Here is a 17,241-nt window from a genome sequence, read left to right on the forward strand (position 1 = left end):
CCGCGCGCTTTCCCGTTTGCTATGACGACATGCGAAATGCGTCGTTCGCGTTTGCCGGGCGCGCCAATAGAATTTCCGTTCTTTCAGACGAAGCTTTCAGATAAAGAGATTGCCATGACGGTGCCTGGACGTGTTTCATCTTCTGTTCCGCGTTCAGGCGCGGAGACCCGCCGGCATGCCGGCCTGCGGCTGGCCGCCGCGCTGCTCGCCGGCGTGGTGGCCTGGGGCGCGCACGGCATCGCGCAGGCGCAGGGCACGCCGCGCACCGGCGGCACGCTGGTGGTGGGGCAGTACCAGGAGCCGACGGTGTACGACCCGAACCGCCAGTACTCGTGGGAGACCTACCGCGTAGACAAGCATATCTACGAGTCGCTGGTGGCGGAGGATCTCTCGCGCCCGGCCAAGGACGGCCCGCCGCCGCTGGTGCCCGCGCTGGCCGAGAGCTGGCAGGTCAGCGACGACGCCCGCGCCTTCACCTTCAAGCTGCGCCAGGGCGTCAAGTTCCACGACGGCACCGACTTCAACGCGCAGGCGGTGCAGTTCAACGTGCGCCGCTACACGGACCCGGCGTTCGAGTTCTACGACGTGCGCGCCGCGGCCACCATGAAGCCGGTCTACGGCAATCTGCAGGAAGTGAAGGTCGTCGACGACCACACCGTGCAGTTCGTCTTCAAGGCCCCGTTCGTCGATTTCCCGCGGCTGCTGCCGCAAGGCAACTACGTGTCCGGCATCTTCAGCCCGGCCGCGCTGAAGAAATACGGCCAGGACGGGCTGGCGCTGCATCCGACCGGCACGGGACCGTTCAAGTTCGTCGAGCGCGTGCACGGCGAGAAGACCGTGCTGGTGCGCAACGACAAGTACTGGGGCGCCAGGCCGTATCTCGACCGCATCATCTTCCGCCCGATCCCGGACGACGCCACGCGCCTGGCGGCGCTGCGCTCGGGCGAGATCGACATCCTCACGCGCGTGCCGGCCGACGCCGCGGACGGGCTGGAGGGCAGCGGCTACACGGTGCGCGACAGCACCACGGCCGGCCAGCTTTTCCTGGGCTGGAACTTCCGCAACGAATTCACCAGCAAGCAGGCGGTGCGCCAGGCGATCCTGCTGGCGATCGACCGCGAAGGGCTGGCGCGCACCATCTTCAAGGGCCGCGCGGTGCCGTCCTACAGCATCTTCAACATCGGCAACACCGCCTATGACGCCGCGCAGAAGGACTTCACCTACGACCCGGCGCGCGCGCGCGAGCTGCTGAAGAAGGCCGGCTACAAGGAGGGCGACGTCCACTTCACCATCATCACCGACGTGGCCAACCAGCCCTCGGTCGAATGGATCCAGCGCGACCTGGGCAAGGTCGGCATCAAGGTCAACGTGATCTCGCAGGAGTGGCTGACCTACACCAGCAAGCTGGCCAAGCTCGCGCCCGACACCGGCCTGTTCACGATGGAGTGGGGCTTCGTCACGCCGTACTGGCTCAAGCTCGCCTTCGACGGCTACGTGATCACGCGCGGCGGCGGCGAGAAGGTGGTGGACCAGGCCATCGCGCCGGCCATCGCCAAGGCCGCCTCGCAGACCAGCGAGCGCGCCGCGGTCGCCGCGTGGAAGTCGGCCAACGCGCTGGCGCAGCGCGACGCGGTGTTCCTGCCGCTGGTGACGTTCCGCAACCACTTCGCCAACAGCCAGAACGTGCAGGGCTTCAACGTGCCGGCGCAGAACTTCTACGATCTCTCCAAGGTCTGGCTGAAGAAATGACGCGCGCGATCGTCTACCGCTTCCTGCAGGCCATCCCGATCTTCCTGGTGGTGTCGGTGCTGGTCTTCCTGATCGCCCACGCGGGCGACGGCGACCCCGTCACCAACGCGCTGGCCAGCACGCTGCCGCAGGAATCGATCGACGCGATCCGCAAGGAGTACGGCCTCGACCAGCCGGTGCTGGTGCAGTACGCGCTGTGGCTGGAGCACCTGATGGCGGGCGACTGGGGCACCTCGCTGGTGCTGCGCACGCCGGTGTTCGAGGTGCTGGCGCGCAGCTTCGGCAACACGCTGCTGCTGGCCGCCGCCGCGGTGGTGGTGTGCCTGGCCGGCGGCGTGGCGGTGGGCGTGCTCAGCGGCCTGAAGCGCGGCTCGTGGATGGACGGCGCGGCCATGCTGGTGATCCAGGTCGGCCACAATTTCCCGGTGTTCTGGTCGGGGCTGCTGCTGATCTGGGTGTTCGGCGTGCGGCTGCAATGGTTCCCGGTCTCCGGCATGTACGACATGCGCGGCGACCAGGACTGGCTCGACCTGCTGCACCACCTGGTGCTGCCGGCCATCGCCGCGGCGGTGATCTCGATGCTGATCCTGGCGCAGCTGGTGCGGGCCCAGGTCATCGACATCATGGGCTCGGACTACCTGCGCACGTTCCGCGCGCAGGGCCTGCCCAGGTCCCTCCTGCTGCGCCGCCACCTCGGGCGCAACCTGCTCTCGCCGGTGATCAACGTCACCGGCCTGCAGGTCGGCTACCTGCTGTCGGGCGTGATCTTCGTCGAGAACGTGTTCAACTGGCCCGGCATCGGCACCCAGCTCTACAACGCGGCGGCCGGCAAGGACTACCCGATGATCCAGGCCGGCGTGATGCTGGTGACGGGCTGCTTCATCGCCGTGAACCTCGCCACCGACGTCGCGCTGGACCTGCTCAATCCGCGCCTGCGCAACGGAGGCGGACCCGCATGAACCACGCCGTCACCACCACGGTCGCCGCCGACGACAACGACAATGACAACGATGGCGACGGCCAGCACGCTTTCCGTTCCGCGGCGCGTGGCCGCTGGCACCGCCTGCGGGCCAACCGGCTGGCCCTGCTCGGGCTGGTCGTGATCGTGCTGGCGCTGGCCGTGAGCGCCGCGGCGCCGTGGCTCGCGCCGCACGACCCGAACGTGGCCGAGCCGCAGCTGCGGCTGGCGCCGCCGGGCACGCCCGGCTACTGGCTGGGCCTGGACGCGCAGGGGCGCGACATCTTCAGCCGCCTGCTGTGGGGCGGGCGCCGCGCGCTGCTCGCCAGCATCCCGCCGGTGGTGGTGGCGGTGCTGCTGAGCCTGGCGCTGGGCCTGCTGGCCGGCTACCACCGCGGCCGCTGGCCGGCGCTGATCATGCGCGTGATCGACATCCTGTTCGCGTTCCCGATGGTGCTGCTGGCCATCGGGCTGGCCACCGCGCTCGGGCCCGGCATCTGGGCCGTGGCGCTGACCATCGTGTTCTCGGCCACGCCTTACCTCACGCGCGTGGTTTATGCCGGCGTGCGCGCCGAGCGCGACAAGGAATACGTGGAGGCGGCGCGCGCCTGCGGCGCGACCACGGCGGACGTGCTGCTGCGCGAGATCCTGCCCAACGTGGCGACCGCCGCGGTGGTGTACGGCACCACGCTGGCGGGCGGCATGATCGTGTTCCAGGCCGGCCTGAGTTTTCTCGGGCTGGGCACGCAGCCGCCGGACGCGGACTGGGGCCGCATGGTGGCCGAGGGCGCGCAGGTGCTGGTGCTGGGCGCGGCGCATGTGGCCACCGCGCCGGCGCTGGTCATCGTGGCGCTGGCGCTGGCCTTCAACTGGCTGGGCAACGGTCTGCGCGACGTGCTGGACCCGCGCGGCTGACGCGCGCGGCATGGCGCGGCAGGGCGCGGGATATTGCGCCACACATGGCACCGGACATGGCGCCCCGATCCGGCGCCGGGAACAAGTTGATGAACCTACTCTCCATCAGAAATCTCGAAGTCGAGTTCGACGGCGCCGGCGGCCCGCAGCGCGTGATCCACGGCATCGGCCTGGACCTCGGCGCGGGCGAGGTGCTGGCGGTGGTCGGCGAATCGGGCTCGGGCAAGAGCGTGACCGCGGCCGCCATCCTCGGGCTGCTGCCGGAGCGCGACAGCCGCGCGCGCGGCTCGGTCCGCTTCGAGGGGCGCGAACTGCTCGGCCTGCCCGAAGCGGCGCTCAACGGCGTGCGCGGGGCGGGCATCGGCATCATCTTCCAGAACTCGCTGAGCTCGCTCGATCCGTCCTTCCGCATCGGCGAGCAGATGACCGAAGGCCTGCGCTTCCGCCACCGGCTCGATGCGGCGGCGGCGCGCGCCGAGGCCGCGCGGTGGCTGGATCGCGTGGGCATCCGCGACGTGCAGCGCGTGCTGCGCGCCTATCCGCATGAATTGTCGGGCGGCATGCGCCAGCGCGTGATGATCGCGATGGCGGTCATGGGACGCCCGAAGCTGCTGATCGCCGACGAGCCGACCACGGCGCTGGACCCCACCATCCAGAAGCAGATCCTGGACCTGCTGCGCGACATCAACCGCGAGGAGGGCACGGCGCTGCTGGTCATCACGCACGATTTCGGCGTGGTGTCGTATTTGAGCGACCGCGTGGCCGTGATGCGCGCCGGCGTGGTGGTCGAGCAGGGCGCCACCCGCGACGTGCTGGCGGCGCCCGCGCATCCGTATACGGCGGCGCTGGTGCGGGCCGTGCCCGATTCCGCCGAGATCCGGCGCGCGCAGCGGCAACTGGCCGCGGCGCCCGTGAGCGCCGCGACTCCCGCGTCCCCGGTCGCGTCCCCGATTGCGCCGGCGGACGCGCGCGACGATGCCGACGCGGTGCTGGTGCTCGAGCAGGTATCGCGCAGCTTCCGCCTGGGCGGCGGATTCTGGGGCAAGGGGACCGAGGTCGCGGCGGTGCGGCCCACGGACCTGCGCATCCGGCGCGGCGAGATCCTCGGGCTGATCGGCGAGTCGGGCTCCGGCAAGTCGACGCTGGCCCGCCTGGCCGCGCGGCTGATCGACCCTTCCGGCGGCACCATCCGCGCGCACGGCGTCGACGTGACCCGGCTGCGCGGGCCGGCGCTGAAGGCGTTCCGCCGGCGCGTGCAGTTCGTGTTCCAGGACAGCGGCGCCTCGCTGAACCCGCGCCGCCAGATCGGCGCGCAACTGGCCGACGCGCTGACGCGGCTGGACGTGGCCGCCAGCGCGCGCGCCGCGCGCGACCTCGCCGTGCAGGCGCTCGAGCGCGTGGGGCTGGCCGCGGCGCACCTGGAACGCTATCCGCACGAGTTCTCGGGCGGCCAGCGCCAGCGCATCGGCATCGCGCGCGCGCTGGCGGCGCAGCCCGAGTTCGTGATCCTGGACGAGCCCACGTCCGCGCTCGACGTGTCGATCCAGGCCCAGGTGCTGGACCTGCTGCGCGAACTGCGCGCGGAGCTGAACCTGACCTTCCTGTTCATCGGCCACGACCTCGCGGTGATCGAGTCGCTGTGCGACCGGGTGGCGGTGATGGAGCGCGGCACCATCGTCGAGACCTTCGACGCCGGCGCGCTGCACGAGCACACGCGGCACCCGGTCACGCGCCGGCTGCTGGAGGCGGTATTGCCGCTGCGCCGGTCCGCCGGCGAGGACAGGCGCTCCGCCGCGGCCTGAACGATGCAAAAAAGGAAATGCAGCACATGACAGGCCGGAAGATCATCTACAACGCGTTCACCCACGTCACGCCGTCGCACCAGACGCATGGGCAATGGCGCCGGCCCGAGGCCGGCGCGCAGCGGAATTTCTCGCGGCTCGAGCCGTGGGTGAAGCTGGCCCGCACCGCCGAGCGCGCCGGGCTCGACACCATCTTCCTGGCCGATACGGTCGGGGTCTACGACAAGTACCGGCAAGGTTGGGCCACCGCCGCGCGCGAGGGCATGCAGTTCCCGTCCAACGACCCGGCCAGCCTGGTGTCGGCGCTGGGCTACGTGACCGAGCACCTGGGCTTCATCGTCACCAGCTCGATCCTGCAGGAGCATCCGTTCTCGTTCGCGCGCAAGCTCTCCACGCTCGATCACCTGACCGACGGCAGGGTCGGGTGGAACATCGTCACCAGCTACCTGGACAACGCCGCGCGCAACTTCGGCCAGCCGGCGCTGACCGGCCATGACGAGCGTTATGCCTGGGCCGAGGAATACGCCGAGGTGGTCTACAAGCTGTGGGAGGCGAGCTGGCAGGACGACGCCGTGGCGGCGGACGCGGCCGCCGGCATCTATGCCCACCCGGAGCGCATCCACGCCATCGACCACGAGGGGCCGCGCTACCGCGTGGCGGGGCCGCACCTGCCGCAGCCTTCGCCGCAGCGCACGCCGCTGCTGGCGCAGGCCGGCGCCTCGCCCGCCGGCCGCGGCTTTGCCGCGCGCCATGCCGAGCTGACGTTCCTGCCGGCCATCACGCCGGCTTCGGCGCGCAACGACATCGCCGAGATGAACCGCCGGCTGGCGGCGCACGGCCGCGCGCCCGGCGACCTCAAGTACCTGGTGAGCCTGCACCCGGTCATCGGCAGCACCGAGGCCGAGGCGCGCGTGCGCTACGAGGAATTCCTCCACTGGCGCAGCGAGCCGGGCTACCTCGCGCATGCCTCGGGCACCATCGGCTTCGACCTGTCCGCGATCGACCCCGACACCCCGCTCGACGAAGTGAAGACCGAGTACATGCAGGGCGGCATTCGCGCGGTCATCGACGCCGCGCCCGACAAGCGCGCCCGCTTCGGCGACGTGATGCGCCAGCGCCTGAACAAGGCGGTGGCGGGCACGCCCGAGCAGATCGCCGACAGCATCGCCGGCTGGGTCGAGGCCGGCGTGGACGGCTTCAACCTGATCCCGGTCGTCATGCCCGAGTGGTTCGACGAATTCGCCGACGCGGTGGTGCCGGTGCTGCGCCGCCGCGGCCTGATGCAGTCGGGCTACGCCGAGGGCACGCTGCGCGAGAAGCTGTTCGGCCGCGCCGCCCATCTTCCCGATACCCACGCGGCGCGCCGCCTGCGCCCCTGGGCCTGAGCGCCGCCCGTCCCCGTCCGGAAGGCGTCCCGGCGTGGGGCATCGGTCCCGGACGCCGGCGGCGGCGGGTGCCGCCGCCGGCGCGCTGCGGTCCGCGGACCGGTCGCCGCTGTCTTTGTCATGACATTGAATCGTCAACTTGCTGAAACATTAGGCAGTCCGAACGGTTTGGCGTCGGCAAGCGGGTTTGCGGGTATCGAGGGGGTTGTTATCCACAGTAATTGTGGATAACACGGCCCAGAAAAACCGTCGTCCGGCACAGCGTTGAGGGGCTTGTCAAGCATCGTGTCTGGCTTTTTCCGTGGCGCTTTTTCTTGTGCCGCGCGGAGTCATTGGCCTATAGTTCCATTAATAGAACTAAACCAGCGCCCGAGCCAGCCAGCTGAGATGACCCGCCGGCGGCGCGCGCGGGCCTGAGCCGGACACGACAGAGGAGACAAAGCAGATGGATGCAACGACAAAGACCGGCCGCACCGTGCGCATCGGCGGCGCCTCCGGCTTCTGGGGCGACAGCAGCGTGGGCGCGCCGCAGCTGGTGCGCCACGGCGAGATCGACTACCTGGTGTTCGACTACCTGGCCGAGCTGACCATGTCGGTGCTGGCCGCCGCGCGCCTGCGCAAGCCGGAGCTCGGCTACGCCACCGACTTCGTCGCCGTGACCATGAAGAGCCTGCTCAAGGAAATCGCCGCGCGCAACATCGGCGTGGTCAGCAATGCCGGCGGCATCAACCCGCGGGGCTGCGCGCAGGCGCTGGCCGCGATCGCCGCGGAGCAGGGCGTGGACGTGCGCATCGCCGTGGTGGAGGGCGACGACGTGATGCCGCTGCTGCCGGCGCTGCGCGAGAGCGGCGTCGAGGACATGCAGAAGGGCCAGCCGCTGCCGGACAAGCTGGTCAGCGCCAACGCCTATCTCGGCGCGCTGCCGATCCGGCAGGCGCTGGACGACGGTGCGCAGATCGTCATCACCGGGCGCTGCGTGGACAGCGCGGTCACGCTCGGCGTGCTGATGCACGAGTTCGGCTGGCGGCCCGATGACTACGACCTGCTGGCGCAGGGCAGCCTGGCCGGCCACATCATCGAATGCGGCTGCCAGGCCACCGGCGGCCTGCACACCGACTGGGACAGCGTGCCGGACTGGCCGAACATCGGCTACCCCGTGGTGGCCTGCCGCGCCGACGGCAGCTTCCTGGTGGGCAAGCCGCCCGGCACCGGCGGGCTGGTCAGCACCGCCACCGTGGGCGAGCAGATCCTGTACGAGATCGGCGACCCGGCCGCCTACCTGCTGCCCGACGTGACCTGCGACTTCACCGGCGTGACGCTGGCGCAGGCCGGCCCCGACCTGGTCGAGGTGCGTGGCGCGCGCGGGCGCGCGCCGGGCGACCGCTACAAGGTCTCGGCCACCTATGTCGACGGCTTCCGCTGCAACGCGCAGCTCTCCATCGTCGGCTTCGACGCGGTGGCCAAGGCCGAGCGCACCGCGCAGGCCATCCTCGCGCGCACGCGCGCGCTGTTCGCCGCGCACGGCTTCGGCGACTACAGCCGCACGCACGTCGAAGTGCTGGGCGCCGAGTCGTGCTACGGCCCCCACGCGCAAACGCGCCACACGCGCGAGGCCATCATGCGGCTGGCCGTGATGCACCCGGAGAAGGCCGCGCTGGAACTGTTCGCGCGCGAGATCTCGGCGGCCGGCACCAGCTGGTCGCCCGGCACCACCGGCTCGGGCGGCGGCCGGCCCAGCCCCTCGCCGTCGATCCGGCAATACGCCTTCCTGCTGGAGAAAGACAAGCTGTCGCCCACGGTGCTGATCGACGGCGAGTGCAAGCCGGTGGCCATGCCCGTGGCGGCGCCCGCGGCCGCGTCTCCCTCCGCGCAGCCCGCGCCCGATGGACTCGATGCGCCGCCGTCCGCCGGCGACTTCGAGGAAGTCCCGCTGATCCGCCTCGCCTATGGCCGCAGCGGCGACAAGGGCGACATCTCCAATATCGGCCTGATGGCGCGCCGGCCCGAGTACCTGCCGTGGCTGCGCGCGGGCGCGACGCCGGCGCGCGTGGCGCAATGGCTCGGCCATCTGGTCAGGGGGCCGGTCACGCGCCACGACCTGCCCGGCATCCACGCCGTCAACCTGGTGTGCGAGGAAGCGCTCGACGGCGGCGGCATGGCCTCGCTGCGCAACGACCCGCTCGGCAAGGGCATGGCGCAGATCCTGCTGGCCATGCCGGTGCGCGTGCCGCGCGGGCTGCTGCCATGAACCGCGCCGCGCCGGCATCATTGTCGGCATCACCGCCGGCATCGCCGCTGGCACCACCGCCCGCGCAACTGCCCGAGGACGGCGGCGGCGTGGCGCGCTACCGCCAGCTGGCCAGCGTGCTGCGCCATCGCATCGTCTGTGGCGAATGGCCGCTGGGCCACCGCCTGCCCACGGTGGAGCAGCTCGCGCAGAGCTACGGCATCGCCCGCGTCACGGTGCGGCAGGCCTTCGCCGTGCTGGCCGAGGAAGGGCTGGTGAGCAGCCAGCGCGGGCGCGGCACGCACGTCACCGGCCAGCCGCCCGGGCCCAGCGCGGGCATGCGCTCGGTCATCAACGACGAGCTGGTCGGCAGCAGCGAGCTCGAGATCCGCATCCTGGAAAAACACCGGGACGTGCGCCTGCCCGACGGCCTGCCCACGCGCGGCGCGGCGCTGGACAAATACGTGCTGCTGCGCAAGCTGCACCTGCACGACGGCGAGCCGTTCTGCCTGATCGAGCTGTACGTGGCCTCGGCGGTGTTCAACCGCTTCCCGCGCGGCGCCGAGAAGCAGCGCAAGATCGCGCGCCTGCTGCGCGAGGCCGTGGGCGAGCGCCTCGGCATGCTGCACCAGAGCATGACGGTGGAGCCGGCCGACTACGCGCTCGCGCGCGAGCTGGCCTGCGGCTTCGCCGCGCCGGTCGCCAAGATCGTGCGCACCACGCTCGATGTCGACGGCAACGTGCTCACGGCGGGCTGCTTCTGGTACCGCGGCGACCGCTTCATCCTCGACGTGGAATTCCCGGCCCGGCTTACCGAGCGCTACCCGGCGCTGGCCGTGCCCGACAGCCGCGGCTGACGGCCGCGCGATTCCGCGCGATTCTCGCCATTCCTCGCCATTCAGGAACGGATCTCCAGGGCGTTTTCAAGCATGCGCGCGAGCGCGATCAGTTTCGGGGCAATGACATTCCTGTGCTCGGCGACCGATATCGATATCGCGGCCGAGCCGCAGTTGAGCGTGTAAGGAATGCTGCCGTCGGCGGCCACCACGGGCACGGCCACCGTGGTGTACGCCTTGTGGAACACGCCTTCGTTGAGCACATAGCCGAGGCGGTCGTAGTCGGCGAGCGCCTTGTTCATGGCGCGGCTGACCTCCGTCATGGTTGCCCGGTCCTGGGTGCGCAGCTCGTCTAGCAACTGGCGCCGCTGCGCGGTCGGCAGCCCGGCTACGTAGGCCCAGCCAAGCGCCGACGTCGCCAGCGGAACGGCGGAGCCGACGCGCAGGTTCATCAACAGCTGATTGTTTCCCTCGCAGCGCTCGACAAAGACCATGCGGTTGCCGTCGCGCGTGGCGAGCCCGCAGGCCGCTCCGTAGCGCGTGGCGATTTCCTGCATGTGCGGCCGGGCCAGTTCCACCAGGCTCATCCCGGAAATGGCGCTGTACCCCAGCCGCAGGACGGGCAGGCCGGGGCGATAGCGCTCGCCGGCGACGACGATCAGCATTCCGGTTTCCAGGAGCGTGTGGCAGAGACGCCAGACGGTGGGCTGGGGAATGCCGGTGAGCTTGGCGATTTCCGATCCGCTCAGTTCGGGGCGCGCGGCCGAGAAGCACTGCAGAACCTGGATGCCGCGGGCAAGCGCGGCGACGAACTGCCGGTCCTTAGCGAGAGGGCGGGCTTGCGCCATGATCTGTCTTCCGGTAGTTTATTCGAATGGCAATTATATAACTCGCATAGCGAATAATAAAGAGGCGCGGCACGGAATGTGTCCAGCGCCCGGGCCGCCCCGCTCGATGCGCCGTGCGACACAAGGAGACAAACGATGCAGGCGAAACTGTTTTCCCCGCTCCAGCTGCGCGGCGTGACACTCAAGAACCGGATCGTGCTGGCGCCCATGCTGACCTATTCGGCGCGCAACGGATTCATCTCCGACTGGCACCTGGTGCATCTCGGGAAGTTCGCGGTGGGCGGCGTCGGGCTGGTCTTCATGGAGTCCACCAAGGTCGACCCGCGCGGCTGCACCACGCCGAACGATCCGGGCCTCTGGAAGGACGACTTCATCGAGCCGCTGCGCCGCGTGACCGCCTTTCTGCGCCAGCATGGCGCGGCGGCCGGCATCCAGCTGGGGCATTCGGGGAGAAAGGCGCGCAATTCGCTGCCCTGGCAGGGCCGCGCGCCGCTGGCGGAGGCGCCGGGAGTCGACCACGGGGAGGCCTGGGAAATCATCGGCCCCAGCGCCATCGCGCATACGGCCGGCGCCAGCGTGCCGCGCGCCATGACGCCAGCCGACATGCGGGACCAGGTGCGCAGGTGGAGCGAGGCGACAAAGCGGGCCCATGCCGCCGGTTTCGATGTCCTGGAGATCCACGCGGCGCACGGCTATCTCCTGCACCAGTTCCTGTCGCCCGCCGCCAACCAGCGCACCGACGCATTCGGCGGCTCGCTGGAAAACCGGATGCGCTTCCCGCTGGAGATAGTGAGCGCGGTGCGCGCGGCCTGGCCGCAGGACAAGCCGCTGTTCTGCCGGATCTCGGCCACGGACGAGGCGGGCTGGACCATCGCCGACAGCCTGCGCTTCGCGCAATGCCTGAAGGCGCACGGCGTGGACATCGTCGATTGCAGCGCGGGCGGCATGACGGCGCGCTCCGTCGCCGATCCCGGCCCCTCGCCGTCCTATGGCTACCAGGTGCCCTACGCCGAGACGATTCGCCGGGAGCTGGACATCGGCACGATGGCGGTCGGCCTGATCATCCATGCCGAACAGGCGGAGACCATCCTCCAGGCCGGTCAGGCCGACCTCGTCGCGCTGGGCCGCGAGCTGCTCTACAACCCGCACTGGGCCCTGGATGCCGCGGCCAAGCTCGACCAGCAGGATGCCTACGCCACGGTTCCGGCCAACTACGGCTACTGGCTCGAAAAGCGCGCCAACGCGGGTTTCGCGCGCTGCCTGTCGACGTGGCAGTCGGGGCGGCAGGCGCCGCGCTGAGCCGGCCCAGGCCGTAAAATTTTTTTTGCCCTTTCAATGAATTGATTATTCGCATTGCAAATTAATCTATGACTACGGAACAGAAAGCGGGACCCACGGTGCCGGAAGCCGCGCTGGCGGGAATCAGGGTGGTGGAGATCGGCGTTGCCATGGCGGGGCCCTTCTGCGCCATGACGCTGGGCGACTACGGTGCCGACGTCATCAAGATCGAGCGCCCCGGCGAGGGCGACGACAGCCGCGCGTGGCCGCCGTATTTCCACGGCTCGATGGGCTACTACTACGCCTCGGCAAATCGCAACAAGCGCGGCATAGCCCTGGATCTCAAGCATCCCGAGGGTGTCGCCGCGGCGCGCGCGCTGATCGAGGGCGCCGACGTGCTGGTGACGAACTACCGCGCCGGCGTGCTGGACCGGCTCGGCCTGGGGTGGGCCGAGCTCTCCCGGGCCAATCCACGGCTGATCTATTGCAGCATCAGCGGCTTCGGCAGCACCGGGCCCCTGGCGGCGCAACCAGCCAACGACCTGTTCATGCAAGCCTATTCGGGCGGCATGAGCATCACCGGGGAGGTGGGCGGATCGCCGGCCAAGATGGGGATTTCGGTTGCGGACATCGGCGGCGGAATGTTCGCCGCGATCGGCGTGCTGACCGCCTTGCAGGCTCGCCACGCCACCGGCCTCGGGCAACAGGTGGACACGTCGCTGCTCGAAGGGCAGATCGCCATGCTCGCCCATTTCCTCACGCGCCATTTCGCCAGCGGCGAAGTGCCGGGCCCGAGCGGCAGCGGCGCGTTGAGCAGTCCCATCTACCGCGCCTTCCAGGGCAGCGACGACTGGATCGTGATCGCCGCGTTCAACCAGCGCATGTGGCAGGGCCTGTGCCGCGCGCTGGAGCGCGAGGCGTGGATCGACGACGAACGCTTTGCCGACGCGCGCGTGCGCTCGCTTCACCGGCAGGAACTCATTGCCCTGATCGCCGAGGTCGTGTCGCAACACCCGGTTGCCTACTGGACGGCGCGGCTGGCCGGGCAGGGCGTGCCGTGCTCCCCGGTAAACAAGATCGACCAGGTGGTGGCCCAGCCGCAGGTGCAGGCCGCGCATCTGATCGAGGACCTGGAGCTGCCGGGCCTGGGGCCGATGCGCATGGCCGGCCTGCCTTTCCGCCTGGGCGACACGCCCGGAGCGGTGCGCCTGCCGCCGCCGCGGCTGGGCCAGCACACCGCCGAGGTGCTGAACGAGCTCGGCTACACGGCGCAGCAGCTCGAGGAACTCGCGGCGCGCCGAGTCATTGGACTGGACCACGGCTGGCGGCAGTACGCGCCGGCGCAGCCCGAAGTCCAGGCGTAACCCATCCGGTCACCAGGAGGAGATTTCATGACATTGATTACCGACGAAGTCCGCCGGCACATCGGCATGCAGGGTGAGCGCAGGCCCGCCTGCGACGCCGTCGAGCGCGGCGCCGTGCGGCGCTATGCCCAGGCCATCATGGACGCGGATCCGGCCTATATGGATGACCGCCATCCCCGTCATGGCGGCGCGGTGGCGCCCCCGCTGTATCCGGCGTTCCTGTTCCGGCTGCCGTATGGCGCGGGCGACCCGCTGAGCGAGCGCGCGCAGGACCCCGATTTCGACGGCCTCGTCACCGCCGTCGGCAGCGGATTGCCGGAGCTGCCGCTCCACGGGATGGCCCTGCTCAACGGCGGCGCCGAGATCGAGCTGCTTCGCTACGCGCGCCACGGCGAGCGGATCTACCAGCAGTCGCGCTACGCCGACATCTACGAACGCGAGTCCCGCTCCGGTCCGATGATCATGGTGGTCATCGAGACCACCTATGAGACGGAATCCGGCGAGCCGCTGATGCGGGTGAAAAAAACGCTGATCAGGAGATAAGACCATGAGCTCTCGCAGGAACTTCGAAGACGTCGGCATCGGTGACGACCTCTCCCCGCTGATGAAAGGGCCGCTGACCACCGCGCACCTGATGCGCTGGTCGGCCGCGGTCGAGAACTGGCACAAGATCCACTACGACCTGCCGTTCGCCCAGCAGCACGACGAACTGCCCGGCTTGCTGATCAACGGTTCTCTCAAGCAGCAATTCATCGCCGAATACCTGAAGGCGTGGGCCGGGTCCGCGGGCTGGGTCTGGAAGATCGGCTTCCAGTTCCGCGCCATGAACCTGGTGGGCGAGCGGCTCGCCCTGTGGGGCAAGGTCGTGAACACGCGCCGCGCCGAGGCCTTCGGGCTTGTCGACCTGGAGCTGGGAATCCGCGACGAAACGCAGAAGGAATCCACGCCGGGCACGGCGGTGATCGCCTTGCCGTACCGCGACGGAGAACCCGTGCCTTACCCGTTCGTCGCGCCCGCCGAACCCGCGTCGGTGTGAATCCAAGAGCCATTCCCATGACCAAACTGAGTTACGAAATCGAGATCGCCTGCCAGGAGATCGATCAATTGGGCGAGTGCCCCATGTGGCATCCGACCGAGCACCGGCTGTACTGGGTCGACACCCGCCGCCCGGCCCTGCGCCGGCTCGAGGCCGACGGCACCACGCGTACGTGGGAGATGCCGAGCAACATCGGCTCCTTCGTGTTCGCGCGCGATGGCGGCATCGTGGTGGCGCTCAAGCAGGGCTTCTGCCGGCTCGATCCGGCGACCGGGGCGCTGACCACGATCGTCCACCCGGAACCGCAGTTGCCGGAGAACCGCCTGAACGACGGCCGCTGCGACCGGCGCGGGCGCTTCTGGTGCGGCACGCGCGACGCGGGCAATGAAAATCCCGGCGGCTCGCTGTACCGGCTCGATCCCGACGAGAGCGTGCACAAGATGGACAGCGGCTTCATCGTGTCCAACGGCATGGCCTTCAGTCCGGACGACAAGACGCTCGTGTTTGGCGACAGCCGCGGCGACACCATCTGGCGCTACGACTTCGATCTGGACACCGGCGCCATCAGCAACAAGCGGGTGTACCTGGATACCCGCGGCCTGCCGTGGCGCGTGGATGGCGCCACGTTCGATGCCGACGGCTATTACTGGTGCGCGCTCATCGGCGATGGCGCGGTGGGACGGTTCGATCCGCACGGCCGGCTGGAGCGGATGGTCCGGCTGCCCGTCAGCCATCCCACCATGTGCAACTTCGGCGGCGCGGGGCTGGACGTGCTGTACGTGACGTCGACCTCGGTGCTGGTGCCCGATGCGTCGCGCGCGTCGCAGCCGCTGGCCGGCGCGGTGTTCGCCATCCACGGGCTTGGCGCGCGCGGGGTGCCGGAGCCGTTTTTCTCCGGCTGAACCGGCATGGCCGGCGCGGTGCCGGATGGGTTCATCAGCAATCGATGCCAACAGAAACATTGCCGAGGAGTTTGAGATGTCTGATTTTCCGAAGTTTGTCCAGATCAACGAGGAGGGGCCCCGCGAGGGTTTTCAGATCGAGAAGGGAAACATCCCGACCGAGCGAAAGATCGCGCTGATCGACGCACTGTCCGAGACCGGGCTGAAGCAGATCCAGACGGTGTCCTTCGTCAACCCGCGGCGCGTGCCCGGCATGGCGGACGCGGAGGCCGTGGTCCGAGGGTTCCGGCGCAAGGAAGGCGTGCGCTACACGGCGCTCTGGCTGAACGACAAGGGATTCCAGCGTGCGCTGGCGAGCGGGCGGCTGGACTTCCGCGGCTCGATCTCCACCACCGCTTCCGCCCAGTTCCTGGCCCGCAATCAGCAGCGCACGCAGGAAGAGAACCTGGCCGCGCAGCGCGCCATGATGGCCTTGTTCAAGGCCAGCGGCGTGAACGTGGACCGCGGCAGCGTGATGGCCGCCTTCGGCTGCAACTACCAGGGCGAGGTCCCCGTCGACGCGGTGCTGCGGCAGGTCGACGCGATCATGGACATCGGCCGGGAGCATGGTTGCGACATCGGCGAGGTCTCGCTGGCCGACACCATGGGGTGGGCGACGCCCGAAGCCATCAAGCGCGTCGTCGGCGCGGTCAGGGAGCGCTACCCGGCGCTGCGCGTCGGGCTGCATCTGCATGACACGCGCGGCATGGGAATCGCCAATGCCTACGCCGGGCTGCAGATGGGGGTCGACCTGTTCGACGCCACCATCGCCGGCCTGGGCGGCTGCCCGTTCGCGGCAAACCAGGGCGCCGCGGGCAACGTGTGCACGGAGGATCTTGCCTTCATGCTGGCCGAGATGGGCATCGAGACCGGGCTCGATCTCGACGCGCTGATCGCCGCGGCGGAGCTGGCCGAGGACATCGTCGGGCATCCGCTGCCGGGCAGCCTGAAAGTCGCCGGGAGTCTCGACGTGCTGCGCCGCCGCGTCGCCGCACGCGCGGAAAACGCGACGGGGGCGGCATGAGCGCGCCGGCGGAGGACTTCCAGCGGGCGCCGGTGAATGCGTTCAAGCGCCGCCTGCGTGCGGGCGAAACGCTGATCGGCATCTGGGCGGGCCTGGCGAGCCCGTACTCGGTCGAGATCTGCGCGGCGTCGGGCATGGACTGGGTACTCATCGACGGCGAGCATGCCCCCAACGACGTGCGCAGCATTCTCGGGCAGTTGCAGGCCGTCGCATCCCATCGCGCCGCGCCGGTGGTGCGCCCGCCCAGCGGCGAGGCCTGGATGATCAAGCAGTACCTCGACATCGGCGCCCAGACGCTGCTGGTTCCGATGGTGGACACGGCGCAGCAGGCCCGGGCGCTGGTCGCGGCAACGCGCTATCCGCCGCTTGGCGTGCGCGGCGTGGGCGCGGCCCTGGCGCGCGCCTCCTGGTTCGGCCGCCGCGGCGACTACATCGCAAGTGCCGACGAGCAGATCTGCCTGCTGGTGCAGGTCGAGACCTCGACCGCCCTCGAACACCTGGTGGATATCGCACGGACCGACGGCGTCGACGGCGTCTTCATCGGCCCGGCCGATCTGGCGGCCTCGCTCGGCCATCCCGGCAACCCGTCGCACCCCGCCGTGCAACAGGCGATCGAAGGCGCCATCGCCAGCATCGCCGCCGCCGGCAAGGCGCCCGGCATTCTGACCAGCGATCCCGCGCTGGCGCGCCGGTATCTGGAACTGGGCGCCCGCTTTGTCGCCGTGGGCACCGACGTCACGCTCTTGGCGCGCGGCATCGACAGTCTGGCCGGCCACTTCGGCCGTGGAAGAGGAGGAGAGCACAACCCGCAAGGCACGTACTGATTTTCTGGTCCATCCCGCGCCTGTCCGCTCGGCAGACCAACGAGGCACCAAAGG

Annotated in this window: 15 protein-coding genes; 14 read left to right on the forward strand and 1 reads right to left on the reverse strand. The window is 69.7% G+C overall.

Annotated elements, in window-relative coordinates:
* Nucleotides 1–114 precede the first annotated feature (114 nt).
* The 7 genes from KF708C_RS30400 to KF708C_RS30430 all read left to right on the forward strand — a co-directional run bounded on the left by KF708C_RS30400 (nt 115) and on the right by KF708C_RS30430 (nt 9,893).
* Nucleotides 115–1,749: an ABC transporter substrate-binding protein gene (locus KF708C_RS30400; protein WP_231586636.1), complete on the forward strand. Its 1,635-nt coding sequence runs from the start codon at nt 115–117 to the stop codon at nt 1,747–1,749.
* Nucleotides 1,746–2,708, forward strand: coding sequence for an ABC transporter permease (locus KF708C_RS30405; RefSeq protein ID WP_059415345.1), 963 nt, complete (start codon nt 1,746–1,748; stop codon nt 2,706–2,708). Before KF708C_RS30400 ends, KF708C_RS30405 begins: the two co-directional genes overlap by 4 nt.
* Nucleotides 2,705–3,622, forward strand: coding sequence for an ABC transporter permease (locus KF708C_RS30410; protein ID WP_059415349.1), 918 nt, complete (start codon nt 2,705–2,707; stop codon nt 3,620–3,622). The genes KF708C_RS30405 and KF708C_RS30410 overlap by 4 nt, the downstream gene beginning before the upstream one ends.
* 89 nt (nt 3,623–3,711) lie before the next feature.
* Nucleotides 3,712–5,424 carry a dipeptide ABC transporter ATP-binding protein gene (locus KF708C_RS30415; RefSeq protein WP_059415351.1) on the forward strand — a complete coding sequence of 571 codons (1,713 nt, stop codon included), beginning with the start codon at nt 3,712–3,714 and terminating at the stop codon, nt 5,422–5,424.
* A 26-nt stretch (nt 5,425–5,450) separates the two neighbouring features.
* The gene (locus KF708C_RS30420; RefSeq protein ID WP_020203883.1) at nt 5,451–6,809 is read left to right on the forward strand and encodes an NtaA/DmoA family FMN-dependent monooxygenase; all 1,359 of its coding nucleotides are present in this window, start codon (nt 5,451–5,453) and stop codon (nt 6,807–6,809) included.
* Between the two features lie 445 nt (nt 6,810–7,254).
* A complete protein-coding gene (locus tag KF708C_RS30425) occupies nt 7,255–9,057 on the forward strand; it encodes an acyclic terpene utilization AtuA family protein (protein ID WP_059415353.1) in 1,803 nt (600 codons plus the stop codon).
* Nucleotides 9,054–9,893 carry a GntR family transcriptional regulator gene (locus KF708C_RS30430; RefSeq protein WP_059415354.1) on the forward strand — a complete coding sequence of 280 codons (840 nt, stop codon included), beginning with the start codon at nt 9,054–9,056 and terminating at the stop codon, nt 9,891–9,893. Before KF708C_RS30425 ends, KF708C_RS30430 begins: the two co-directional genes overlap by 4 nt.
* Before the next feature lie 41 nt (nt 9,894–9,934).
* On the opposite strand, the gene KF708C_RS30435 is transcribed toward KF708C_RS30430, so the two are convergent.
* Nucleotides 9,935–10,720, reverse strand: coding sequence for an IclR family transcriptional regulator (locus KF708C_RS30435; protein ID WP_059415358.1), 786 nt, complete (start codon nt 10,718–10,720; stop codon nt 9,935–9,937).
* A 135-nt stretch (nt 10,721–10,855) separates the two neighbouring features.
* Between KF708C_RS30435 and KF708C_RS30440 the strand changes: the two genes are divergently transcribed.
* The 7 genes from KF708C_RS30440 (at nt 10,856) to hpaI (ending at nt 17,187) form a co-directional block, all read left to right on the forward strand.
* Entirely contained in the window at nt 10,856–12,019 is a 1,164-nt protein-coding gene (locus tag KF708C_RS30440; RefSeq protein ID WP_059415364.1) for an NADH:flavin oxidoreductase/NADH oxidase, read from the forward strand.
* A gap of 68 nt (nt 12,020–12,087) precedes the next feature.
* Nucleotides 12,088–13,362: a CaiB/BaiF CoA transferase family protein gene (locus KF708C_RS30445; RefSeq protein WP_063923088.1), complete on the forward strand. Its 1,275-nt coding sequence runs from the start codon at nt 12,088–12,090 to the stop codon at nt 13,360–13,362.
* 27 nt (nt 13,363–13,389) lie between these two features.
* Nucleotides 13,390–13,905, forward strand: coding sequence for an FAS1-like dehydratase domain-containing protein (locus KF708C_RS30450; protein WP_063923089.1), 516 nt, complete (start codon nt 13,390–13,392; stop codon nt 13,903–13,905).
* A 4-nt stretch (nt 13,906–13,909) separates the two neighbouring features.
* Nucleotides 13,910–14,398: a hypothetical protein gene (locus tag KF708C_RS30455; protein WP_059415376.1), complete on the forward strand. Its 489-nt coding sequence runs from the start codon at nt 13,910–13,912 to the stop codon at nt 14,396–14,398.
* Between the two features lie 17 nt (nt 14,399–14,415).
* A complete protein-coding gene (locus tag KF708C_RS30460) occupies nt 14,416–15,300 on the forward strand; it encodes an SMP-30/gluconolactonase/LRE family protein (protein WP_059415378.1) in 885 nt (294 codons plus the stop codon).
* A 25-nt stretch (nt 15,301–15,325) separates the two neighbouring features.
* Nucleotides 15,326–16,363: a hydroxymethylglutaryl-CoA lyase gene (locus KF708C_RS30465; protein WP_231586637.1), complete on the forward strand. Its 1,038-nt coding sequence runs from the start codon at nt 15,326–15,328 to the stop codon at nt 16,361–16,363.
* Nucleotides 16,360–17,187 carry a 4-hydroxy-2-oxoheptanedioate aldolase gene (gene hpaI / locus KF708C_RS30470; RefSeq protein WP_059415381.1) on the forward strand — a complete coding sequence of 276 codons (828 nt, stop codon included), beginning with the start codon at nt 16,360–16,362 and terminating at the stop codon, nt 17,185–17,187. The genes KF708C_RS30465 and hpaI overlap by 4 nt, the downstream gene beginning before the upstream one ends.
* Nucleotides 17,188–17,241: the final 54 nt, after the last annotated feature.

It is taken from the genome of Cupriavidus basilensis (assembly GCF_000876015.1).
In the GTDB taxonomy this organism is placed as follows: Bacteria; Pseudomonadota; Gammaproteobacteria; order Burkholderiales; family Burkholderiaceae; genus Cupriavidus; species Cupriavidus basilensis_B.